The sequence below is a fragment of the Pseudomonas sp. DR208 genome (genome assembly GCF_019823005.1).
Lineage (GTDB): Bacteria > Pseudomonadota > Gammaproteobacteria > Pseudomonadales > Pseudomonadaceae > Aquipseudomonas > Aquipseudomonas extremorientalis.
Genome location: NZ_CP081944.1, coordinates 2555150 through 2576539 on the forward strand (window position 1 = coordinate 2555150; position 21390 = coordinate 2576539).

Here is a 21390-nt window from a genome sequence, read left to right on the forward strand (position 1 = left end):
GCTCTTATTTGCCCATCAGCGAGTCTTGATCATGGCACCGACTATTGCGCCCGTGAACACATCCGCCGCGTTTCCTGCCGCCACCAGCGTTGTCATCATTGGTGGCGGGATTATTGGCTTGACGGCGGCATTGACCCTGGCCGAACGCAACATCGCGGTGGTGGTGCTGGAAAAAGGCCGCATCGCCGCCGAGCAGTCGTCGCGCAACCTGGGCTGGGTACGCAAGACCAGCCGCCACGCCGCCGATATTCCCCTGGCCCTCGCGGCCGACCGGTTATGGGCCAAGATGCCCGAGCGGGTTGGCGCGGATGTCGGCTATCGCCAGGAAGGCATTATGTTTGTCGGCCGCACCCCGGCGCAGATGGCGATGCATGAAGGCTGGCTCAAGTCCGTGGAGCATCTGTCCCTGGATTCACGGCTGCTCAGCAAGCGTGAGATCGATGGGTTGGTGCCCGGCGGCGTGGGCGATTGGGCGGGTGGCATCTTCACGCCGTCTGACGCACGTGCCGAACCGACCCTGGCCAGCAGCGCCATCGCCAAGGCGGCCATGGCGCTGGGCGTGGTGATTGTCGAGCAGTGTGCGGTGCGTACGTTGCAAATGTCTGCCGGGGCCGTGAGTGGCGTGGTGACCGAGCGAGGTGAAATCCGCTGCGACCACGTATTGCTGGCGGGTGGCATGTGGTCGCGGCGCTTCCTGGGTAACCTGGGGGTGTCGTTGCCGACCCTGCCGTTGACCTGCTCGGTACTGCGCACCCACCCCATGGAAGGGCCGACGCAGATTGCCGTCGGCGCGCCGGACTTTTCGTTCCGCAAGCACAAGGACGGCGGTTTCATCGTCACCCAGCGCGGCAAGCTGGACGCCTTCCTGACCCTTGATCACCTGTTGCTCGCCAAGCAGTACATGCCGCAGTTCCGGGCGCAGCGCCATGTGCTCGATGTATCGCTGGGCAAGCCGTTCCTGCACGACCTGAAGCTTGCACGGCGTTGGCACTCCAGCAGTGTGAGCCCGTTCGAGCGCGTCCGGGTGCAGGACCCTCCGGCCAACCCACGGCTGAACGGCGATGCGATGAACAACCTCATCGCCGCCTGGCCGGTGTTCGAGCAGGCGCGCATCGCCCAGGCCTGGGCCGGTACGATTGATGTCACGCCGGATTCGAACCCGGTGATCGGGCCGGTTGCGCAGATCCCCGGGCTGACCGTGGCCACGGGTTTCTCCGGGCATGGCTTCGGTACGTCGCCCGCAGCGGGTCATCTCGCGGCAGACCTGGTCAGCGGGCATACACCGATCATCGACCCAAGCCCTTATCGCTTCGATCGTTTCTAGAGGAACACACCGATGCTTGCTGACAGTTGTTTCTTCACCAACCGTTGCGGCCTGCGCCTGCATTTTTTGCGCTGGGGCAAGCCGGGTGGCGTGCCGCTGGTGCTGCTGCATGGTTTGCGCGCTTATGCGCAAACCTGGGATTCGCTGGTGCAGTCCCTGGGCGCAGGCTATTGCATCTATGCCCTGGACCAACGCGGGCGGGGCCTGAGTGATTGGGCCGCGCCCGACACCTACCACACGCAGTCGTATGTCGAAGACCTCGCTGACTTCGTCGCCCATGTGGGCTTGCAGCGGTTTGTCTTGCTGGGGCATTCATTGGGCGGCGCCAACGCCCTTGAATATGCGCGGCAGCACCCTGGTCGGCTGATGGGGCTGATGATTGAAGACATCGGCCCCGGTTCTTCAAGCCAGGGCGATGGCGCTGCGCGTATCCGTCGCGAGATGAGCCAGACACCGTTGCAGTTCGAGAACTGGGAGCTGGCCCGTGCCTTCTGGCAGGCGTCACGCCCCGGTCTGTCGGAGCAGGGCCTGAACTCCAGGCTGGCGCATTCGATGAAGGAAAACGACGCAGGGATCACCTGGCGCCATGATCAGCAGGGGATTGCCCAGGCGCGCCTGAGCATCGAGCCGACGGATTTGTGGCCGGCGGTGCGTGCATTGGATTGCCCGACCCTGTTTATTCGCGGCGGTCGCTCGGACTTCCTGCCGGCAGCAACGTTGGAAGCAATGACCGCGAGCAACCCGCATATTCGGACCGTGGAGGTGGCCGACGCGAGTCACTATGTGCATGACGACCAGGGCGAGGTGTTCAACGCATTGGTTTGGGCATTCCTCAGGGAACTTGCGCCTGAGTGTTTCTAGGGAACTCGTTGGCCGCGTTGATCTTCAAGGCTGCTTGCTGCCGAATCCCCGGGGCCTGGCCTGCTACCTCAGGCTGCCGGCCTCACCCGGAAGGCCAGGAACACCGGGCCGCCTGGAAACGTGCTGAGTTCCAGCTCATCCAGGGGGCTCAGCGTGCGTGTACGGCTTCCCGCATTACTGTAGAGCGTGTGGTTGCCCGATGCGACGATGTTGATCTTGCCTGCCGCCGCCTGGATCAACGTGGCCCTGAACCCTTCCGTCACATCATCACCCAGCGTCAGGGTCACGTCCGTGTTGCTCAGGACCAGAATCGACTTGCCTGAATCCGCCATGCTCAGGGCCCTGCTGCCGGTGATCGAGATATTGGTGTGTACATGGCCCCCGGCGTGATAACTGACCATCCTGGGGTCGGCGAAGACACGGGCGAAGGCCCCGACGTAGTTGACGCTGGCACGCATGTCATCGAACTGTTCCACGACGTAGGTGCCGATGCTGCCGGTATTCGCTGTGTCGGCGTCCATTGCCCATTTGCGTCCTACCATCAGCCCTATCTGGGTATTGGCGCCTACGCCGGCACGCACTTCTTCGAGAAACAGCGTGCCGATCTGGCCACCCCCATTCCCCTGGACGTAGGTCAGCCGTGCAATGGAGTGGCTGTCACCGGTGGGGCTGCCCCGGGAGGTATCGACCCGATAGTCGACACAATCCGCCGAGACGATGGTGTTCGTCGTGTTGGCGTCAGGCGCCCAGGTGAAATCCAGCGCTCGACCGGTCTTAGCCTGCTCGAATGAGGTGGTCGGCTGTGCGGTGGTGGTAGAACCTGCCTGCTTCAAATCGTCATTCATGATGCTCATCCTCAACTACGTTTCTGTATGCATGTACAGTAGTCTGGATTTTTTCTTTGTGCGGGTTTACCGACGAACTGCACGCAGGGAAGGGGGCGTGTAAAGTGACCGGCATTTCCCAGGCAAAGGTGACCCCCGGATGGCTCCATCGGCAAAACCGCGAGGCAAGAACCAGGACACGGGCTGGCGAGGCTCGGTCGATGTGTGGCTGGACGCCGCCTACGCGGCGTTGAAAGAGTCCGGCATCGACGCCGTGCGCGTGCTGCCGCTGGCCAAGCAGCTGGGCTTGTCGCGTACCAGTTTCTATTGGTTTTTCGAGGACCGCGAGCAGCTGCTCGCCGCCTTGCTGGCGCGCTGGCGCGACAAGAACACCGGCAACCTGGTGTTCCAGTGCGAGCGTTACGCCGAAAGCATTTCCGAGGCGATTCTCAACGTCTTTGAATGCTGGCTGAACCCGGAACTGTTCGACTCGCAGTTCGAATTTGCCGTGCGCAGTTGGGCCATGCAGTCGGCAGAAGTCAGCGCGGAAATCGCCCTGGCCGATGACACCCGTATCAACGCCCTGACCGGCATGTTCCGGCGCTTTGGCTACGATGACGAGGCCGCCGATGTGCGCGCGCGGACCATCTACCTGACGCAGATCGGCTATATCTCGATGAACACCAGCGAGGACGTGGTGGTGCGCTTCCGGCGCATTCCCCAGTACGTCAGCGTGTTCACCGGCAAGGCCTTGAAGCGGCGCGAACTGGACCGCTTCTTTGGGGCGTTTGGCTACGCCGAGACCGCACCGGGGGTGTTTGAGCCGCTTTAGAGATCCTTGACCAACCGCAGCGCGTCGTAGATCGCCGCATGGGTATTGCGTGCGGCCACTGCATCGCCGATGCGGAACAGTTGGAAGCGGCCCTCGGGGTTGGTCACCAGGTGCTGCGCGTTGCCGGCGATCAAGTCGTGCTGCTCGACCGCGCCGCCGTTGCTGGAATGCCCCCGCAGGTCGAAGTACAGGTCATCCAGGGGCAGGGTGCCGTGGTTGACCACCACCTGGTCCACCACCCGCTGCTTGTGCACCGCGCCGTAGTCACTGCCGAAAGTGACCAGCAGCCGACCGTCGCGTTTCTCCACCGTTTCGACCCGATAGGTCACGGTAAAGGTCACGTCCAGGTCCTGCAGGCTGCGCATGTAGGGCACCAGGTTCATGGCCATGACTTCCGGCGCGAACGAGCGGTCCGGCGTGACGATTTCCACGCTGGCACCACTCTGCGCAATCACCTCGGCCGCTTGCAGGGCGGCGTGGTCTCCGGCGTCGTCGAAGATCAGCACATGGCGCCCCGGCTTGACGTCGCCGGAAATGATGTCCCAGGTCGACACCACCAGCTCATTGCCCTGGGCCAGCACCTCGGTATGCGGCAGGCCGCCGGTCGCCACGATCACCACATCCGGCTCCAGCGCCAGCACGGCCTCGGCTTCGGCCCAGGTGTTGAAGTGGAACTTGACACCCAGGCGTTCGCACTGGCTCATGCGCCAGTCGATGATGCCGATCATTTCGCGGCGCCGCTCGCTCAGGGCGGTCAGGCGGATCTGCCCACCGGGCCGGTCCGCCGCTTCCAGCACCGTCACATCATGCCCGCGCTCACCGGCGACCCGCGCCGCTTCCAGCCCGGCAGGTCCCGTGCCGACAATCAGCACTTTGCGCGGCACCGCTGCCTTGGGAATGTCATGGGGCATGCTGGTTTCGCGACCGGTGGCGGGGTTGTGGATGCAGTACGCCGCACCGCCCTGGTAGATGCGGTCCAGGCAGTAATTGGCGCCGACGCAGGGCCGAATGTCTTCTTCACGCCGCTCGATGATCTTGCGCACGATATGCGGGTCGGTCATATGGGCGCGGGTCATGCCGACCATGTCCACCTTGCCTGATGCGATGGCGTAGCGCGCCGTGGCGACATCGGGGATTTTTGCCGCATGGAAGGTGGGGAACCCGGTAGACGCACGGATCTCACCGGCAAACTCCAGGTGCGGCGAGTTGCGCATGCCCTGGATCGGGATCACATCGGTGAGGCCCGCATCCGTATCGATATGCCCGCGCACCACGTTGAGGAAGTCCACCAGGCCGCTGTCCTTGAGCAGGTGCGACACCTGCAAACCTTCGCTGGCATTGAACCCGCCCGGCAGCGCCTCGTCGCCGGTGTAGCGCACGCCCAGCAGGAAGTCTTCACCGACCCGCTGGCGAATGCCGCGCAGGACATCGAAGGTAAAGCGCATGCGGTTTTCCAGCGGGCCGCCGTACGGGCCATCCAACGCGTTGGTGAGCGGCGACCAGAATTGGTCCATCAAATGCCCGTAGGCTTGCAGCTCCAGGCCATCCAGCCCGGCGGCCTGCATGCGCTCGGCCGCGTCGACGTAGTCTTTGATGATTCGCTCGATGTCCCAGTCTTCCAGCTTCTTCGGGAAGGAGCGGTGCGAGGCCTCGCGCCGGTGCGAAGGCGACACCACCGGCAGCCAGTCGGCCTTGTCCCAGCGTGTGCGACGGCCCAGGTGCGTCAACTGGATCATCACCGCCGCGCCATGTTCGTGGCACTCGTCGGTCAAATCCTTCAGCCAGCCGACCACTTCATCCTTGTACGCCAGCACATTGTTGAACACCGGCGGGCTGTCCCGCGACACCGCGGCTGAGCCTGCGGTCATGGTCAAGGCCACACCAGCCTTGGCGCGTTCGACGTGGTAGGCGCGGTACAGCGCCTGCGGCATGCCGTCCACCGGGTAGGCCGGTTCGTGGGCCGTGGTCATGATCCGATTGCGCAGGGTCAGGTGCTTGATCTTATAGGGCTGCAGCAGGGGATCGTTGGACATCAGAGTGTGCTCCCTCGTGGGCATCATCAGGCTTGGCGATTTGAAATTAGGATAAATGTACATGTGCGTCAATAAATCTCGACATGCATGTACATTTTAATTTCGACCTGCCGATGCTCTCCAAATGATGCAGGCGCGCGGGAGCACGGTGGACAACACGCGGTTTGAGGGAATGTTCAGGTTGTAGTGAGCGGGCTTGTGGTGCTGAGTGGACTGCTGTGGTGAGCAGGCTCAGAAGCAGCGACCACGGGCTGTATTCAATAAATCGCGCACGGCATCGGTGCGCAACAGCAGGGTCATCTGCGCCTCGTCGATCACGATTTCCGCGATGATCAGCGCGCAGATCAGCGGCGCGGTCACGAACCAATGGCACCAGCATTGAGTCGCCAGCGACACGGCTACGCCGATGATCCACAGCGCCAATACCCATTTGGGCGCGCGCTGTTGCAACGGCACCCAGTAACGCTGCAGCCGTTTCAGCCGGGCAGTGTGCAGTTTCAACGACTCTTCAAGGGGTGATAAGGACGAATTCATTTCTCACGCTCGCTGAGCTATCCGGGCGTGACTGGGAAAGGGGTTGCCCAGCCACGACAAGTTGATGCATTCAACTTCGATCCAGTGCCCGTTTCCGGGCAGTGCTGCACAGCTTTTGAATGCAACGCACGTACCCTCGGCGTCCAATAAGACAAAGCATCGATAGCGCCGGGTTGTTCTGAACATCATGGAAAAGATGCGCATGGTGAGGCCAGGGTTACTCAAAGATTCCAACTGAGTTCAAACAGCGTTCCGCCGTTTTCCATTTTCCGGCACGTCACCGCACCGCCGTGGGCGAGGGCAATCGCGCGCACCACCGCCAGGCCCAGGCCGCTGCCGCCCTGGGCGCGGGAACGTGAGTTTTCGCCGCGCTGGAAGGCATCGAACAGGTGCGTGGCCAGGTTCTCATCGATGCCGGGGCCGTCGTCGCGTACCCTCAGGTAATGCATGCCATCGCGGGTGCTCAGGTGCACGTTGACGTTGCCGGGCGTGGCGTGCCGACGCACGTTGTCGAGCAGGGCCAGCAGGGCCTGGCGTATCCGGGCGGGGTCGCAGCGCAGGGTCCGGCGTTGCAGGTCCAGTTGCAGGGTAAAACCGGCGGCGACCAGGCTCGGTTCGAACAGCCGCACATCCTCTTCAATGCCGGCGGCCAGGTCGGCGTCCTGCACATTGAGTTCGAGGTAGCCGCTGTCGCCCAGGCCGACTACCCGCAGGTCCTCGATCATCCGCGCCAGCCCTTCGACCTGACCGAGCAGGCTGTAGAACTGCGCCGTGTCCGGTTCGAATACACCCTCGGCCAAGCCTTGCAGGCGGCCGCGCAGGATGGTCAGCGGCGTGCGCAGTTCATGGGCAATCGCGGCATTCCAGAATGCCTGCTCCTGTGCCATGCGCTTCAAGCGCTGGGCCATGCTGTTGAAATCATCCACCAGGATCGCCGCTTCGCCGATGGACTGGTCACCGGCGACGGCTTGCACGTCGAGGTCGCCATCCGCCAGTTTGCGCAGGTTCTCGGCCACCGAGTTCAGCGGCATCAGGATCCGCCGCGACAGCCGCGTGGCCACGAAGGCACCCACCGCCAGGCTGACGCAGGTGGTCAAGGCCATCCACGCCCACTCGACATTGGCCGGCAGCCAGGCATCGGCCTGCTCGTCCGAGAGCGGCCAATAGGTCCATAACAGCGCATAAAACACGTAGGAGCCGATCACGGCCAGGGCGATCACGCAGAGCACCACCGCCGACATGGCGGCAATGATCTGGCGGCTCAAGCCATTGAGCTTCTTCACACGCCACTCCCGAACCGATAGCCCACGCCGCGAATGCTCGCCGGCACGCCTTGCAGCCCCAGGTCTTCGATCTTGCGGCGCAACTTGCTGATATGGCTGTCGACCGTGCGCTCCAGGCTGTCGCTTTCCGGTGAGCACAGCGCCAGCAATTCCGCGCGGCTGAACACGCGTTTCGGTGCCCGGGCCAATTGCGCGAGCAGTTTGAATTCGGTGACGGTCAGTAGCAGCGGCAGGACCTTGCCCTCGATATTCACCGTGACCTGATGGCTTTCGATGTCGATTTCAAAACCATCGACCCGCAACACATTGGCGCCGGCGGCATATGTGTAGGCGATGGAGCGTCGCAGCACGGCCTGGGTACGCGCCACCACCTCGGCCGGGTTGAATGGCTTGACGATATAGTCGTCGGCACCGATGCGCAGGCCCATCAGCTTGTCCATGTCCTGGTCCTGGGCGGTCAGCATGATCACCGGCGTATTGCCGCGATGACGCACCTCGGCCAGGACCTTCCAGCCATCGACCTGGGGCATCAGTACATCCAGCAGCATCAGATCGGGCTTGAGGGCCTGGTGCAATTCCAGGGCGCGCCGGCCGTCGAGGGCGTGAGCGGTACGAAAGCCGCTGCGCTTGAGATAGGCAATCAGGATGTCGGCGATCTCGGGCTCGTCTTCGGCGATCAGGATCAGCGCCTGGGTGTCTCGGACGCTGTTCGGAAGGGGCGAGGATGCAACGGGAAAATCGTTCATAGTCTGCTCGGTGAATAAGCCTTGTCGTGTTTGCCGCTCCCTGGCCACGCTTGCAAGTGTTGATCATAGCTTCTGGGTGAGGGCGCCCAACATCTGGTTGGCGGTGGAAATCACTTTGGAGTTCATTTCATAGGCCCGTTGCGTGGTGATCATGTTGACCATCTCTTCAACGGTGCTCACGTTGGAGGTCTCCAGGGACCGTTGCAGGGTGGTGCCAAACCCGTTGAGCCCCGGCGTGCCGACCTGGGGCGCGCCGCTGGAGGCGGTCTCCAGGAACAGGTTGTTGCCGATTGCCTGCAAGCCGGCGGGGTTGATGAAGTCGGCGGTTTGCAGGTTGCCGATCACTTGCGCAGCGGGGTTGCCGGCCACGGTGATCGACACCACGCCATCCTGGCCCACGGTAAAGGTCTTGGCGTTATCCGGCACCACTATGGCCGGTTCCAGTGCAAAGCCGCTGGCCGTCACCACCTGGCCATTGGCGTTCAGGTGAAAGGTGCCGTCGCGGGTATAGCCGGTGGTGCCGTCCGGCTGCAACACCTGGAAAAAACCGCGCCCGTTCACCGCCAGGTCCAGCGGTTGCCCGGTGGTTTGCAGGCTGCCGGCGCTGAAGTTTTTCTGGGTGCCGACGATCTGTACGCCGGTGCCCAGTTGCAACCCCGACGGCAACGCACTGTCCTGTGTCGACTGCGCGCCCGGCTGGCGCTTGATCTGGTAGAGCAAGTCCTGGAACTCGGCGCGATCACGTTTGAAACCGGTGGTCGAGACGTTCGCCAGGTTGTTGGAAATTGTCGTCAGCTGCGTGTCCTGCGCCGACAAGCCGGTTTTTGCGACGTACAGGGCTGGAATCATGCCGTTCTCCGTGTGAACCCGGTCGACCGGGCACTCTGATGAAAGCCATTGTGCGCAACGAACGTGCGCATTCAGGGGAGGTTTTGTGGAGGAATGATGGAGAGCGGCATTTTTTGTTGGCCCTGATCACTTCAATCCGGGTTCGATCAGGCCGGCTACGCCACGTCCGATGACTTCCGGGTAGCTGTGTTCGGCATCCAGGTTGGTCAGCACCACCACCGTCAACCGGTCGTCGAGGTAGCGCGAGATGGACGAGGTAAAGCCTTGCCAGGAGCCGCCGTGCTCGATCACGGGGTGGCCGTTGACTGTGCGGATTTCCCAGCCGAACCCGTAGCCTTGCGCCCGCTGTTTGCCGGCGTAGGGGTAGGGCGTCCACATCCGTTGCAGCGAGGCTTGTGTCAGCAGGGTTTCATCGTAGAGGGCGCGGTCCCAGCGCTCCAGGTCGCGGACGCTGAAATAGAGCGTGCCGTCGGCCGTGGCATTGAAGGTCGGCGACACCCATTCCTGGTTCCTCAGCTCACCGTCGACCCTTTCGTAGCCCGACGCCCGGTTGGGCACAATCGCGAGGTCCGAGATGACCCGTGTCGAGCGCATGCCCAGCGGTGTGAAGATATGCTGCTGGAGAAACTCGCCATAAGGTATCCCGCTGACACGCTGGATCAGGATGCCGAGCAGCACGAAATTGGTGTTTTCGTAGGCCCAGTTCTGCCCGGCCTTGAAGTCCAGCGGCAGCTTGGCAATCGCCTTGGCCAGCTGCGCTTCGGTGAAGTCGCGGCGTATATCCAATGGGCCACCAGGCTTTTGCAGCGCTGGCGTGTCGTAGGCCGACAAGCCGGACGTGTGGGACAACAGATGGGCGACCGTGATCGGCGCCCAACTTGCCGGCGCCTCGGGGAAGTACTGGCGGATGCTGTCGTCCAGGCCGACCTTGCCTTGCTCCACCAGCATCATGACGGCCGTTGCGGTAAAGGATTTACCCACCGAGCCAGACTGTAACACGCTGTCGGCGCTCATGGGCACGTTGAGTTCCACATTCGCCAGGCCATAGCCCTCGGCGAGCACGGCCTGGCCGTTTCGGAAGATCCCGAGGGCCAGGCCCGGCAACTGCTGACGGGTTATTTCTGCGTTGACATAGCGGTCGATGGCCGAGCGTTGTTCGTCCGTGAGCGGGGTGGCTATCGCCAGGGGCGCGGACATCAGCAGGACACTCGCCGCAAGGGTTCGGAACATGGGCACCTCTGAAGCGTTTTTGCGGTTTCAGGAGGTGCCAGTGTGCGCGAGGGGGGTGGATGTTTGCGGGAGGTTCGATGGAGGCGGCGTGGAGCTGATGAGGCCAGCACTCACAGGGGTTGGATGAATTTCACATACACCCGCTCTGGGTCGTGATCGTCAAGGTTTTCGATGTGCCCGCTCGGCACGAACCCGGCCTTTGCAAACAGCGCCTGGGCGGCGGTGTTCGACGCATTGGTTGAAGTAAACAGCTTGGGCGTCTTGCACGCTGCTTGTGCCGCCGTCAGCAACCGCAGCGCAACACCTTGGTGCTGATAAACCGGCGACACAACCACCAGTGCCACGAAGCCATGATCGAAAAAATCATGGGTCAGCACCAGGTATCCCACACACCGGCCAGCGCTATCGACGGCGACGAGGCAGTGTTGGCGAACCACCGCTTCATGGATGAATACGCGGCGGTGGGTATGGGCCGTGGCGTAAGCATCCAGTTCGATCAGGGCGTGCACGTCGTCGGGCGTGGCCTGGCGGATGTTTATCGAGCGTGTAGGCAAGTGATTACCTCAGCGGAGTGGGTTTAGCCTTTGTTGCTGGCGACTGCAACGCGCTTGCCGGCGCTGAAGTCGTATTCGTCGTTCATGGTTCAAACCTGCTGTCATAGATACAACCCTACTAATCAGCCAGGGATGATTCTGCTGAGACTGAGAAGGTATTTCTGTATGTAACAAGTGATCCATCGGGTAGCCTGATTCTATCGTCAGATACGATGAATTTGGGAGGGTAAGTGCCCTTGCCGCAGAGATCATTCGCCCGTGATCGACCGGCAGAGCGGCAAGGCCTGACGTACCGGATAACCTATTTCCGAAACACTATGTCGATATCAGACCAACCTCCGCCGTTTTCAGGCTATTTTCGCGCCAGTCAGCCCGCGTAAGGTGACCCATCATTCAAAAATGACGATCGCCTGACCCTCCAGTCAGTCCTCACGCCGGTCACCGAGAACAACAAAAACAATGAATAGCCTCAATTCCAACGACTCGAACGGCCAGTTGGCGCAAGGCTTCAAGCCGCGCCATGTCACCATGCTTTCCATTGCGGGGATTATCGGCGCGGGGTTGTTTGTCGGGTCCGGGCATGCGATTGCGGCGGCGGGGCCGGCGGTGCTGCTGGCCTATCTGTTTTCCGGCCTGCTGGTGGTGCTGGTGATGCGCATGCTGGGGGAGATGGCGGTGGCCAACCCGGATACCGGCTCATTCTCGACCTACGCCGACCAGGCCATCGGCCGCTGGGCCGGCTTTACCATCGGCTGGCTGTACTGGTGGTTCTGGGTGCTGGTGATCCCCATCGAGGCCCTGGCCGCCGGGCATATCCTCAACCAGTGGTTCCCGCAGATCGACGCTTGGCTGTTTGCCTTGTTGTCGATCTTTTTGTTGGTGGTCACCAACCTGTTCAGCGTGTCCAAGTACGGCGAGTTCGAGTTCTGGTTCGCCATGGCCAAGGTGATCGCGATCATCGGTTTTATCGGCGTGGGCTTTGCGGTGCTGATGGGCTGGGTGCCGGAACGCGAGGCCAGTGGGCTTGGCCAGTTGATGCAGGACCATGGCGGGTTTGCGCCCAACGGGCTGTCGGCGGTGGTCGGCGCCTTTATCACCATCATGTTCAGTTTTATCGGCACGGAGGCCGTCACCATTGCGGCGGCCGAGTCCAGCAACCCGGCGCAGAACATCGCCCGGGCCACGCGCTCGGTGATGTGGCGCATCGGGGTGTTCTACCTGCTGTCGATCTTCGTGGTGATCTCCGTGGTGCCATGGGATGACCCGTTGCTGGCCTCGGTTGGCTCTTATCAGCGTGCACTGGAATTGATGAACATTCCCCACGCCAAGCTGCTGGTGGATGGGGTGGTACTGATCGCCGTGGCCAGTTGCATGAACTCTTCGATCTACATTGCCTCGCGCATGCTGTTTTCCCTCGGCAAGCGAGGAGATGCACCCGCGCTGATGAAAAAGACCTCGGCGGCGAGTGTGCCGAGGGCGGCGGTGATCGCCAGCACCATCCTGGGCGCGGGCGTGACCCTGCTCAGCTACTTCATGCCGGCCGGGCTGTTCCAGTTCCTGCTGGCCAGTTCGGGGGCCATCGCCTTGCTGGTGTACCTGGTGATCGCGGTTTCGCAGTTGCGCATGCGCAAGACCCTGCGCCAGCGCAAGGTCACGCTGAGCTTCCAGATGTGGCTGTTTCCGTGGCTGACCTGGCTGGTCATCGCGTTCATTTGCGCGGCCTTGACGGTGATGCTGGTCACGCCCGAACACCGTTTCGAAGTCTCTTCGACCCTCGTCCTGGCCCTGATGATTTCCTTGATCGGCTTGCTCACCGCCCGGCACCCGGAACCCACGCAAAAACCGGTGGCCGCAGTTTCGCAATCATGAGTGGCCGCCCGGTCGGCAGTATTGTTTTCCTGCTGCTGGACCAGTTCACCCTGATGTCGCTGGCGGCAGCGGTGGAGCCGTTGCGCATGGCCAACCAGTTGTCGGGCCAGGAGCTTTACAAGTGGCACACGGCAAGCCCGGACGGCAACCCGGTGTGGGCCAGCGACGGTGTGCCGATCACGCCCGACGGTTCGATCCTCAGCGTGCCGCCCGCCGACATTGTGATGGTGTGCGGCGGCATCGGCATCCAGGGCACCGTGACCGGCGAACTGGTCAAGTGGCTGCGCAGCCAGGCGCGTTATGCCAAGCGACTGGGTGGGATTTGCACCGGCAGCGTTGTGTTGGCGCGGGCTGGCTTGCTCGACGGGTATGAATGCAGCGTGCATTGGGAATGGTTGGCGGCGATGCAGGAGGCGTTTCCACGGGTGACCGTCAGTTCCAGCCTGTTCACCCTCGACCGCGACCGGCTCACCAGTTCAGGCGGCACGGCGCCCCTGGACATGATGCTGCACCTGATCGGCCGTGAGCACGGGCACGAATTGTCGGCGGCCATCTCGGACATGTTTGTCTACGAGCGCATCCGCAACGAGCAGGACCACCAGCGCGTACCGCTCAAGCACATGCTCGGCACCCAGCAGCCCAAGCTGCAGGAAGTCGTGGCATTGATGGAGGCCAACCTGGAAGAGCCGATCAACCTGGATGAACTGGCGGCGTATGTCGCGCTGTCGCGTCGCCAGCTTGAGCGCATGTTCCAGAAGTACCTGCACTGTTCGCCCTCGCGCTACTACCTGCGGCTGCGGCTGATCCGCGCGCGGCAGTTGCTCAAGCAGACACCCATTTCAATCGTCGAATTGGCCGTGCTCTGCGGCTTTGTGTCCACGCCGCATTTCTCCAAGTGCTATCGCGAGTACTTCGGCGTGCCCCCCAGTGACGAGCGTTCCGTCACGGACAGCGAGCGGTCCATCATGCTCAAGCCGGCGTTGCACACATTGCCGGCGCCCGCGCCAATGAATGTATTGGAGCAGGCGCGGGGCGAGGCAACGTTTGCCAGTGTGAAAAACCTGAAGTCCTGAACTCAGCGCATATGCAAGATGATCGGACTGCTGCTCGCCGGGTCGGTATGCCCGCGCAACTTGCCCACGGCCTTCACATCCACCGCACCGCCGTTGTTACCCCAGGTGCCGCGCACGTAGCTGAGCACCTCGGCGATTTGCTGGTCGGTCAGTTGCTCGCGGAACGCCGGCATGCGATAGGCGTCCGGCACGCCGGCGGCTACCACGCGTTGCGAGCCGTTGAGGGTGATGTTGATCGCCGAGGCGCTTTCCTTGGCCAGGGCCGAGGTGGCGCCGGCCAGGGGCGGCATCCAGTCGGGCTGGCCCTTGCCGTCGAGGCCATGGCAGGAGGCGCAGCGGGTGGCGTAGGTGTGGGCGCCGGGGGCGTCCGGGTTGGTGGCGGCCGCCTGATACTGCCAAGGAGTGCCGTCGCGCTGCGGGTCACCGGGCAGTGACTTGAGGTAGCGGGCGATGGCGGCCAGGTCGTCGTCCTGCATGAACTGCGTAGAGTTGTTGAACGCTTCGGTCATCGAGCCGTAGACCACCGCATGGGCATTGCGCCCGGTCTTGAGGAACTGCACGATCTGCGCCTCATCCCAGCGGCCCAGCCCGGTGTTGGGGTCCTGGCGCAGGCTCGGTGCATACCAGCCGTCGAGCAGGGCACCGGCGAGGAACGGCGTACCGGACTCGTCCAGCGCCTTCTCGTTGAAGGCCAGCCCGCGTGGCGTGTGGCAACTGCCGCAGTGGCCGGGGCCTTGGACGATGTAGGCGCCGCGGTTCCACAGCGCGTCCTGGTTGGGTTTGGCTGCATAAGTTGCAGTGGGCGCGAACACGCCGTTCCACAGCGCGATGGGCCAGCGCATATTCAGCGGCCAGGGAATATCACTGGGGATATTCGCCTGGTTGGCCGGTTGCACGCCCTGCATGAAGAACGCGTACAGCGCTTTCACGTCATCGTCGCTGAGCTTGACGTAGGACGGGTAGGGCATCGCCGGGTACAGCCGTCGACCCCCCGGTGCCACGCCGTGGCGTACCGCACGGTCGAAGTCGGCCAGGCTGTAGCTGCCGATCCCGGTGGTTTTGTCCGGCGTGATGTTGGTGGCATGGATTGCCCCCAACGGCGTGGCCATTTCCAGGCCACCGGCGAACGGCGCCTTGCCCGGCAGACTGTGGCAGGCCACGCAGTCGCTGAGACGCGCGACATATTCACCGCGGCTGACCAGGGCCGGCTCGAAGGTGGCGGTGGCCGGTGCTTGTGCAAACGGTGTGGCGGGCTCACGGGTGACGTACCAGGCCAGCAGGCCTGCCGCGACCAGGCAGGGCAGCGCCAGCCAGCCTGCGGTTCTTGCGAATCGACGGTTGTTCATGGGCATTTCCTGAAAGTCAGCTGAAGGTGTGTCGGCTCAAGGGCAGGCTGCGAACACGCTGGCCGGTCAATTGCGCCACCGCATTCGCCACGGCCGGTGCCACGGCAGGCAACGGCGGCTCGCCGATACCACCCATCTTTTCGCCACTCTCGACGACCCGCACATGCACCCGCGCCATCTGCGCCGGTGCCAGGATCGGGTACAGGTCGTAGTTGCGCGCCCGTGGCTTGCCATCCACGTACACTGCTTCTTCCAGCAAGGTCTGGGACAAGCCCAGCGCCACCGCGCCATTCACCTGTGCCTCGACAATCGCCGGGTTGACGATGCTGCCAGGGTCGATGGCCTGCCAGATATCGTGCACCCTGACCTTGCCATTCTCGATGGACACCTCGGCAATCGCCGCCGTGTGGGAACCGAACGGCGAGGCCATGGCCACGCCGCGTGCACGCCGGCTGCCGTCTTCGGCGATGAAAGGGCCGCGCTTCCAGCCGCCGGACAGTTCAACCGCCGCTTGCAGCAAGGTGGTCAGCCGTGGGTTGTCGCGCAGCAGGTGCAGGCGCAGTTCATAGGGGTCCTGTTTGCCCTTGTCCGCCAGTTCGTCGAGGAACGACTCGTAGAAAAAGTCATTCAGCGAATTGCCCACCGAACGCCAGTAACCCAGCATGGGCGCGCCTTTGACGTAGATCTGCGCGATGCGTTTGTTGGGGATGGCGTAGGACTTGCCCGACAATCCTTCCAGCGCCGTAGGGTCGATCTTGTCGCCCTGTTTGCCGGCGAGGGCTTCGGTCGGGCCTTCGGTGGCGCTTACCGCTTCGATGGCCACCGGCAGGCCTTTGTCATCCAGTGCGGCGCGGAACTTGACCACGGCCACCGGGCGCAATACATCGCGCAGGAACTCTTCTTCTCGGCTCCAGATCAGCTTGACCGGACGACCCACCGCCTTGGCGAGCGCGATGGCCTGCGGGTAGGGGTTGGCTGAGTCATACAGGAAATGCCGGCCGAAAAAACCGCCGAGCAACGGTGAATGCAGGTTGATCTGCGCAGGGTCCAGGCCGGTGCGCTTGGCGATATCGGCGCGGAACATGTCCGGCGCCTGGTTGGGCAGCCAGATATCCAGGGTGCCATCCGGGTTGAAGCGGGCCAGCGCGGAGGGCGGCTCCAACTGGCCGTGGTTGAGGTACTGGTTGTGATACGTCGCTTCGACCTGGGTCTTGGCGCCTTTCAGCGCGGCGGCCACGTCGCCTTCGTTTTCGTCATCACGGGCCGGGCCCTGCTGGGCGGCGAGGAACTCGAAATGCTTGTCGCTGGAGAAGTCCGCCGGCATCACGCGTAGCGTCGAGTCGGCCGCCGCTTCCTGCCAGTCGACCTGGACCGCTTCCACCGCACGCTTGGCGTGCCACCAGCGTTCAGCCACCACCGCCACCGCGCCCGGCAGCACGTGTACCGAATGCACGCCCTTCATGCCTTCGACCTGCGCCTGGTTGCGCAGGCTGCCCACGGTCATGCCCAGGCGTGGCGCATGCTGGACGGCGGCGTGGAGCATGTTGTCGACTTTCAGGTCGATGCTGTAGAGCGCCTTGCCGGTGGATTTGTCGTAGGCGTCCAGGCGCTTGACCGGCTTGCCGATCCAGCGGAACTGGCTCGGGTCGCGCAGGGTGATGCTGGCAGGATCGGGCACTGGCATGTCGAGGGCGCTGCTGGCCAGTTCGCCATACCCCAGCGAACGGCCGGATGCCGCGTGCACGACTCGGCCAGGTTGGGTGGTCAGTTCGCCCACCGGCACGCCCAATTGTTTGGCGCCGGCCTGCAGCAACATGGCGCGGGCGAGGGCGCCGAGGCGGCGCATGGTCGGGTAGCTCATGCGTACCGACATGCTGCCGCCGGTGATGCGCATACCGTTTTCCATCACCACATAGGCTTCGCCAGGCGGGGCGGCCTCGACGATGAAGGTGGCGGGGTCGGCATCCAGCTCTTCGCCGACGATCTGCGCCATGGCGGTATGGGTGCCTTGCCCGCCTTCCATGAACGGGCTGAGCAGGCGCACCGTGCCGTCCGGGCGAATCTCCAGAAACGCCGGCACCTGGGTGCCGCGTTCAGCGGTAGTGGCGGCTTGTACCCGGCCCGAGCCCAATGGCAGGCCGAAACCGATGACCAGCGCACCTACGGCGGTACTCGCCAGAAAGCGGCGGCGTGACAGGTTGACCGGTGCGTCGAGCAGTTCGTCGAGGATGTTCATCACGCGCCCTCCTGCTTGGCCAGGGCGTCGACGGCCGCATGGATGGCGTTGTACGTGCCGCAGCGGCACAGGTTGACCATGGCGGCGTCGATCTGCGCCTTGCTCGGTGCGCGGGTGTGTTTGAGCAGCGCCGTGGCCGCCATCACCTGCCCGGACTGGCAGTAGCCGCATTGCGCCACCTGTTGCTCGACCCAGGTCGCGACCACACGCTTGCCGACCTCGTCCTCTTCAATCGCCTCGATGGTGGTGATTTCACGCCCGACCACCCCGGCCACCGGTGTGACGCAGGAGCGCACCACATTGCCGTCCACCAGCACCGAACAGGCGCCGCACTGGGCCAGGCCGCAGCCGTACTTTGTGCCGGTCAGGCCCAGGTCATCGCGGATCACCCACAGCAATGGCGTGTCCGCGTCGGCATCGACCTGATAGGCCTTTTGGTTGATTCGTAATTCCATGGCTCACCTGCTGATCATCGGTAGGTGCGGCCTGTTTTAGGTGTGAACGCAGTGGCCGCTTATTGTCGAACTCTAGACCAGAGTGCAAGGGGGGAGATACCCAATGGTCGACAAATCGGAGGATCGGGCAAGCATTCAACAGGATCGGGTGAAAGCGCTGTAGACAAGGCTATACGGCGGTATTGCATCAGGCGTCGAGGTGCTTGGGCTATTGGCGACTTTGCCGCTTGGCAGATGGTTCGTGTTCCAGTGCTATGAACCTCGCCTACGCAGCCACTTGTAGTGAGCGGGCTTGTCGAATCGTCGCAGTAGTCCCATTTTGGGGCCGCTTCGCGACCCAACGGGAGCAAGCTCCCTCGCCACAGGTACAGTGTTCGCCCTTAACTGACTGGCATTTGGGCTTGCCACCGATTCAAGCCTTCGCTCGTGCACACACAATATCGTCGATCAAAATATGGGGCTGCCCGCGACTGCAGCGCTCGATCCGCGCCTCGACCTTGTACACCTCGCGCAGCATCACCTCATTGATCACCTCATGGCTCGGCCCGCTGCCCTGGGCGGTGCCGTCGGCGATGACCAGCACCTGGTCGGCAAAGCGCAACGCCTGGTTCAGGTCATGCAGGGCGATGAACACGATCACCTGGCGCTTGCGTGCCAGGGCCTGCATGAAGTTCAGCACCTGCACCTGGCGATGCATGTCGAGGGCACTGGTGGGCTCGTCCATCAGCAGCACGTCGGGTTCGCGCACCAGGGTCTGGGCGATGGACACCAGCTGTTGCTGGCCGCCACTGAGTTCGCCGAGGTTGCGAAAGGACAATTCGGTGATGCCCAGCGCGGCGAGCATTTCATCGACCAGTGCCAGTTCGTCGTCCTGCACGGCCCAGGCGGGGGACAGCTGCTTGCGTGCCAGCAACACCGATTCGTACACGGTCAACCGCGCACTCGCATTCAGGCCCTGGGGCATGTAGCTGATGGCTTGGGTGCCCTTTGTCGAACCTTGGAGGATCACCTGGCCCGGCCCTTCGATCAGCCCGGCCATGCGCTTGAACAAGGTGGACTTGCCCGCTGCGTTGGGGCCGATTACCGCCACCACCTGGCCGCCGACAAAGTGCGCCGTGGACACGCCGCTGATGATGCTGCGTTGGCCGTAGCTGGCGCCGAGGTCCTGCAACTGAATGCTTACCATGGGTGTTTTTTCCCGCTCAGGATCAGGGAGATAAAGAACGGCACGCCGATCAGCGAGGTGACCACGCCGATCGGGAAAATTGCGCCCGGAATCAGGGTTTTGCTGACCACCGAACTGGCCGACAGGATCAGCGCGCCGGTGAGCAGCGAGGCGGGCAGGAAGAAGCGCTGGTCCTCACCAATAAGCATGCGGGCGATGTGCGGGCCGACCAAACCGATAAAGCCGATGGTGCCGACAAACGCCACCGGGAACGAGGCGAGCAGGCTGACCATGATCAGCGTCTGGAAGCGCAGGCTGCGCACGTTGATGCCGAAGCTGGCGGCCTTGTCGTCGCCCAGGCGCAGGGCGGTCAGGGCCCAGGCGCGCCTGGCGAAGATCGGCAGCGTGATCAGGATCACCAGGCAGATCACGCCGAGCTTGGGCCAGGTGGCCTTGGTCAGGCTGCCCATGGTCCAGAACACCACGGCCGCCACGGCTTGCTCGGTGGCGAAAAACTGCACCAGCGCCAACAGCGCGTTGAAGGTGAACACCAGGGCAATACCCAGCAGCACGATGGTTTCGGCGGTGACGCCACGGCGCAGGCTCAGGAAGTGGATCAGCAGCGCGCAGAGCATCGCCATGATGAACGCGTTGACCGGCACCATGTACTGCGCCGCCAACGGAAACAGCGCCACGCCGAACGCCAGGCCCATGGCCGCGCCAAAGCTGGCGGCGGCGGAAAGCCCCAGGGTGAACGGACTGGCCAGCGGGTTGTTGAGGATGGTCTGCATCTGCGCGCCGGCCAGGGACAGCGCGGCGCCCACCGCCACGGCCATCAGGGCGACGGGCAGGCGGATATCCCACATCACCACGCGCACCTGCGGCGCCGCGCTGTCCGGCGACAGCAGTGCGCCGAGCACTTCACTGAGGCTGTAGCGTGCCGGGCCGAGGGCCAGGTCGAGCAGCACACTGCACAACAACAGCAGGGCCAGCACGCAAAGGATCAGGCGCTTGCGCAGCACCAGTCGGCGGTAAGCGCTCATGGCTTGAGGCTCACTGAGTAGCCGGGTGCGTAGGGCACGGGCAGGAACTGTGCGTGCAGTTCACGTAGCGTCGCTTCGGGGTCGAGGTCGGCAAACAGCGACGGGTGGAACCACTTGGCCAATTGCTGGATCGCCACGAACTGATAGGGGCTGTTGTAGAACTGATGCCAGATGGCATGGAAGGCCTGGTTTTGCTGGGCCTTGATCCCGGCGTAGGCCGGGCGCTGGGTGTACCACGCGAGTTTGTGCCGGGCCTGGCCCATGTCGGCACCGGGGCCGACGCCGACCCAATGACCGCCCGGCGCGAACGCCTCCCAGTTGGCACTGGTGACCACTACCTGGTCCGGGTTGGCCACGATCACCTGCTCGGGGTTCAACTGGCCGAAGGTGCTGGGAATGATGGTCTTGGCGATGTTGTTACCGCCGGCCATTTCGACGAAAAGCCCGAAGTTTTCGTTGCCGAAGCTCAGGCAGCAATCGTCGGAGTAGCCGCCGATACGCTCGATGAACACCGCCGGGCGCTTCGGTTTTTGAGCTGCGATCACATCGGTCACCCGCCTGATCTGCTGCTTGCGAAACGCGATGAACGCCTCGGCCCGGTCTTCCTTGCCGAACAACTGGCCGAACAGGCGCATGGTCGGTTCGGTATTGGCCATGGGTTGGTTGCGAAAATCCACGTACACCACCGGAATGCCCAGGGCGTCGAGTTTCTCGATGTAGCGTGCGTCTTCGGTCGCGTGTTGCGCTTCGATATTGAGGATGATCACATCGGGCCGCAGGGAAATCGCTTGCTCGATATCGAAGGTGCCGTCTTCAAACCCGCCGAAGGTGGGGATGTTGGCAATGCCTGGGAATATGCGCAGGTACGCGTTGTAGGTGTCCGGGTCGGACTGGATCAGGTCCTTGCGCCAGCCGACGATGCGCTCGATGGGATTCTGCGTATCCAGCGCGGCCACCAGGTACAGCTGGCGGCCTTCGCCGAGGATCACTCGCTGCACCGGCAGGTTGACCTTGACCTGGCGCCCGAGCAGATCGGTGACGGTGGTGGGCGCCGCCAACGCAGGCAGCGCGAGTAACCCGGTCAACACCAGTGCCGCCAGGCGGTGGCCGCAACGAACAATCGAAAGCATCAA

At 63.2% G+C, this 21390-nt stretch carries 19 protein-coding genes; 5 read left to right on the forward strand and 14 right to left on the reverse strand.

Going from position 1 to position 21390, the window contains the following annotated elements; translation table 11 throughout:
* Window positions 1-31: 31 nt before the first annotated feature.
* Both K5K89_RS11595 and K5K89_RS11600 read left to right on the forward strand, forming a co-directional pair.
* On the forward strand, window positions 32-1324 hold the full coding sequence (locus tag K5K89_RS11595; protein ID WP_092246149.1) for an NAD(P)/FAD-dependent oxidoreductase: 1293 nt from the start codon (window positions 32-34) through the stop codon (window positions 1322-1324).
* Window positions 1325-1336: 12 nt separating this feature from the next.
* Window positions 1337-2185: an alpha/beta fold hydrolase gene (locus tag K5K89_RS11600; protein WP_071491522.1), complete on the forward strand. Its 849-nt coding sequence runs from the start codon at window positions 1337-1339 to the stop codon at window positions 2183-2185.
* Between the two features lie 68 nt (window positions 2186-2253).
* On the opposite strand, the gene K5K89_RS11605 is transcribed toward K5K89_RS11600, so the two are convergent.
* A complete protein-coding gene (locus K5K89_RS11605) occupies window positions 2254-3030 on the reverse strand; it encodes a hypothetical protein (protein WP_173668604.1) in 777 nt (258 codons plus the stop codon).
* Between the two features lie 139 nt (window positions 3031-3169).
* Between K5K89_RS11605 and K5K89_RS11610 the strand changes: the two genes are divergently transcribed.
* A complete protein-coding gene (locus K5K89_RS11610) occupies window positions 3170-3841 on the forward strand; it encodes a TetR/AcrR family transcriptional regulator (RefSeq protein WP_071491520.1) in 672 nt (223 codons plus the stop codon).
* Here K5K89_RS11610 and K5K89_RS11615 read toward each other — a convergent pair.
* The 7 genes from K5K89_RS11615 to K5K89_RS11645 all read right to left on the reverse strand — a co-directional run bounded on the left by K5K89_RS11615 (window position 3838) and on the right by K5K89_RS11645 (window position 11070).
* Window positions 3838-5874: an NADH:flavin oxidoreductase gene (locus tag K5K89_RS11615; RefSeq protein WP_102592170.1), complete on the reverse strand. Its 2037-nt coding sequence runs from the start codon at window positions 5872-5874 to the stop codon at window positions 3838-3840. The genes K5K89_RS11610 and K5K89_RS11615 overlap by 4 nt on opposite strands.
* A 231-nt stretch (window positions 5875-6105) precedes the next feature.
* Window positions 6106-6408 (reverse strand): hypothetical protein, encoded by a 303-nt coding sequence (locus K5K89_RS11620; protein ID WP_071491518.1) that lies wholly within the window; start codon window positions 6406-6408, stop codon window positions 6106-6108.
* A gap of 221 nt (window positions 6409-6629) precedes the next feature.
* Window positions 6630-7691: an ATP-binding protein gene (locus tag K5K89_RS11625; RefSeq protein WP_071491517.1), complete on the reverse strand. Its 1062-nt coding sequence runs from the start codon at window positions 7689-7691 to the stop codon at window positions 6630-6632.
* Complete coding sequence (locus tag K5K89_RS11630; RefSeq protein ID WP_071491516.1) at window positions 7688-8437, reverse strand: response regulator; 750 nt, start codon at window positions 8435-8437, stop codon at window positions 7688-7690. Before K5K89_RS11630 ends, K5K89_RS11625 begins: the two co-directional genes overlap by 4 nt.
* Window positions 8438-8500: 63 nt before the next feature.
* Window positions 8501-9286: a flagellar basal-body rod protein FlgG gene (flgG, locus tag K5K89_RS11635; RefSeq protein ID WP_071491515.1), complete on the reverse strand. Its 786-nt coding sequence runs from the start codon at window positions 9284-9286 to the stop codon at window positions 8501-8503.
* Between the two features lie 126 nt (window positions 9287-9412).
* A complete protein-coding gene (locus K5K89_RS11640) occupies window positions 9413-10516 on the reverse strand; it encodes a serine hydrolase domain-containing protein (RefSeq protein WP_222541442.1) in 1104 nt (367 codons plus the stop codon).
* Window positions 10517-10626: 110 nt separating this feature from the next.
* Window positions 10627-11070: a GNAT family N-acetyltransferase gene (locus K5K89_RS11645; protein ID WP_222541443.1), complete on the reverse strand. Its 444-nt coding sequence runs from the start codon at window positions 11068-11070 to the stop codon at window positions 10627-10629.
* Window positions 11071-11529: 459 nt separating this feature from the next.
* On the opposite strand from K5K89_RS11645, the gene gabP reads away from it, so the two are divergent.
* Together gabP and K5K89_RS11655 are read left to right on the forward strand one after the other, a co-directional pair.
* Window positions 11530-12939 (forward strand): GABA permease, encoded by a 1410-nt coding sequence (gene gabP, locus K5K89_RS11650; RefSeq protein ID WP_093513763.1) that lies wholly within the window; start codon window positions 11530-11532, stop codon window positions 12937-12939.
* Window positions 12936-14012: a GlxA family transcriptional regulator gene (locus K5K89_RS11655; RefSeq protein ID WP_092246113.1), complete on the forward strand. Its 1077-nt coding sequence runs from the start codon at window positions 12936-12938 to the stop codon at window positions 14010-14012. The genes gabP and K5K89_RS11655 overlap by 4 nt, the downstream gene beginning before the upstream one ends.
* A gap of 2 nt (window positions 14013-14014) precedes the next feature.
* On the opposite strand, the gene K5K89_RS11660 is transcribed toward K5K89_RS11655, so the two are convergent.
* The 6 genes from K5K89_RS11660 to K5K89_RS11685 form a co-directional block, all read right to left on the reverse strand.
* Window positions 14015-15358, reverse strand: a complete 1344-nt coding sequence (locus tag K5K89_RS11660; RefSeq protein ID WP_222541444.1) for a c-type cytochrome — start codon at window positions 15356-15358, stop codon at window positions 14015-14017.
* A gap of 16 nt (window positions 15359-15374) precedes the next feature.
* Window positions 15375-17594 (reverse strand): xanthine dehydrogenase family protein molybdopterin-binding subunit, encoded by a 2220-nt coding sequence (locus tag K5K89_RS11665; RefSeq protein ID WP_222541445.1) that lies wholly within the window; start codon window positions 17592-17594, stop codon window positions 15375-15377.
* Entirely contained in the window at window positions 17594-18049 is a 456-nt protein-coding gene (locus K5K89_RS11670; protein ID WP_071491508.1) for a (2Fe-2S)-binding protein, read from the reverse strand. The genes K5K89_RS11665 and K5K89_RS11670 overlap by 1 nt, the downstream gene beginning before the upstream one ends.
* 412 nt (window positions 18050-18461) lie before the next feature.
* On the reverse strand, window positions 18462-19235 hold the full coding sequence (locus tag K5K89_RS11675; RefSeq protein WP_071491507.1) for an ABC transporter ATP-binding protein: 774 nt from the start codon (window positions 19233-19235) through the stop codon (window positions 18462-18464).
* On the reverse strand, window positions 19229-20257 hold the full coding sequence (locus tag K5K89_RS11680; RefSeq protein WP_071491506.1) for a FecCD family ABC transporter permease: 1029 nt from the start codon (window positions 20255-20257) through the stop codon (window positions 19229-19231). Before K5K89_RS11680 ends, K5K89_RS11675 begins: the two co-directional genes overlap by 7 nt.
* Window positions 20254-21387, reverse strand: a complete 1134-nt coding sequence (locus tag K5K89_RS11685) for an ABC transporter substrate-binding protein (RefSeq protein WP_071491505.1) — start codon at window positions 21385-21387, stop codon at window positions 20254-20256. The genes K5K89_RS11680 and K5K89_RS11685 overlap by 4 nt, the downstream gene beginning before the upstream one ends.
* Window positions 21388-21390 lie beyond the last annotated feature (3 nt).

Excerpts from the sequence above, each read along its gene's own strand:
- K5K89_RS11675 (WP_071491507.1), bottom strand. The coding sequence starts at position 19,235 with ATGGTAAGCATTCAGTTGCAGGACCTCGGCGCCAGCTACGGCCAACGC.
- K5K89_RS11660 (WP_222541444.1), bottom strand. The coding sequence starts at position 15,358 with ATGAACAACCGTCGATTCGCAAGAACCGCAGGCTGGCTGGCGCTGCCC.
- K5K89_RS11595 (WP_092246149.1), top strand. The coding sequence starts at position 32 with ATGGCACCGACTATTGCGCCCGTGAACACATCCGCCGCGTTTCCTGCC.
- K5K89_RS11605 (WP_173668604.1), bottom strand. The coding sequence starts at position 3,030 with ATGAATGACGATTTGAAGCAGGCAGGTTCTACCACCACCGCACAGCCG.
- K5K89_RS11600 (WP_071491522.1), top strand. The coding sequence starts at position 1,337 with ATGCTTGCTGACAGTTGTTTCTTCACCAACCGTTGCGGCCTGCGCCTG.
- K5K89_RS11615 (WP_102592170.1), bottom strand. The coding sequence starts at position 5,874 with ATGTCCAACGATCCCCTGCTGCAGCCCTATAAGATCAAGCACCTGACC.
- K5K89_RS11640 (WP_222541442.1), bottom strand. The coding sequence starts at position 10,516 with ATGTTCCGAACCCTTGCGGCGAGTGTCCTGCTGATGTCCGCGCCCCTG.
- K5K89_RS11685 (WP_071491505.1), bottom strand. The coding sequence starts at position 21,387 with ATGCTTTCGATTGTTCGTTGCGGCCACCGCCTGGCGGCACTGGTGTTG.
- K5K89_RS11680 (WP_071491506.1), bottom strand. The coding sequence starts at position 20,257 with ATGAGCGCTTACCGCCGACTGGTGCTGCGCAAGCGCCTGATCCTTTGC.
- K5K89_RS11630 (WP_071491516.1), bottom strand. The coding sequence starts at position 8,437 with ATGAACGATTTTCCCGTTGCATCCTCGCCCCTTCCGAACAGCGTCCGA.
- K5K89_RS11670 (WP_071491508.1), bottom strand. The coding sequence starts at position 18,049 with ATGGAATTACGAATCAACCAAAAGGCCTATCAGGTCGATGCCGACGCG.
- K5K89_RS11610 (WP_071491520.1), top strand. The coding sequence starts at position 3,170 with ATGGCTCCATCGGCAAAACCGCGAGGCAAGAACCAGGACACGGGCTGG.
- K5K89_RS11665 (WP_222541445.1), bottom strand. The coding sequence starts at position 17,594 with ATGAACATCCTCGACGAACTGCTCGACGCACCGGTCAACCTGTCACGC.
- flgG (WP_071491515.1), bottom strand. The coding sequence starts at position 9,286 with ATGATTCCAGCCCTGTACGTCGCAAAAACCGGCTTGTCGGCGCAGGAC.
- K5K89_RS11620 (WP_071491518.1), bottom strand. The coding sequence starts at position 6,408 with ATGAATTCGTCCTTATCACCCCTTGAAGAGTCGTTGAAACTGCACACT.
- gabP (WP_093513763.1), top strand. The coding sequence starts at position 11,530 with ATGAATAGCCTCAATTCCAACGACTCGAACGGCCAGTTGGCGCAAGGC.
- K5K89_RS11655 (WP_092246113.1), top strand. The coding sequence starts at position 12,936 with ATGAGTGGCCGCCCGGTCGGCAGTATTGTTTTCCTGCTGCTGGACCAG.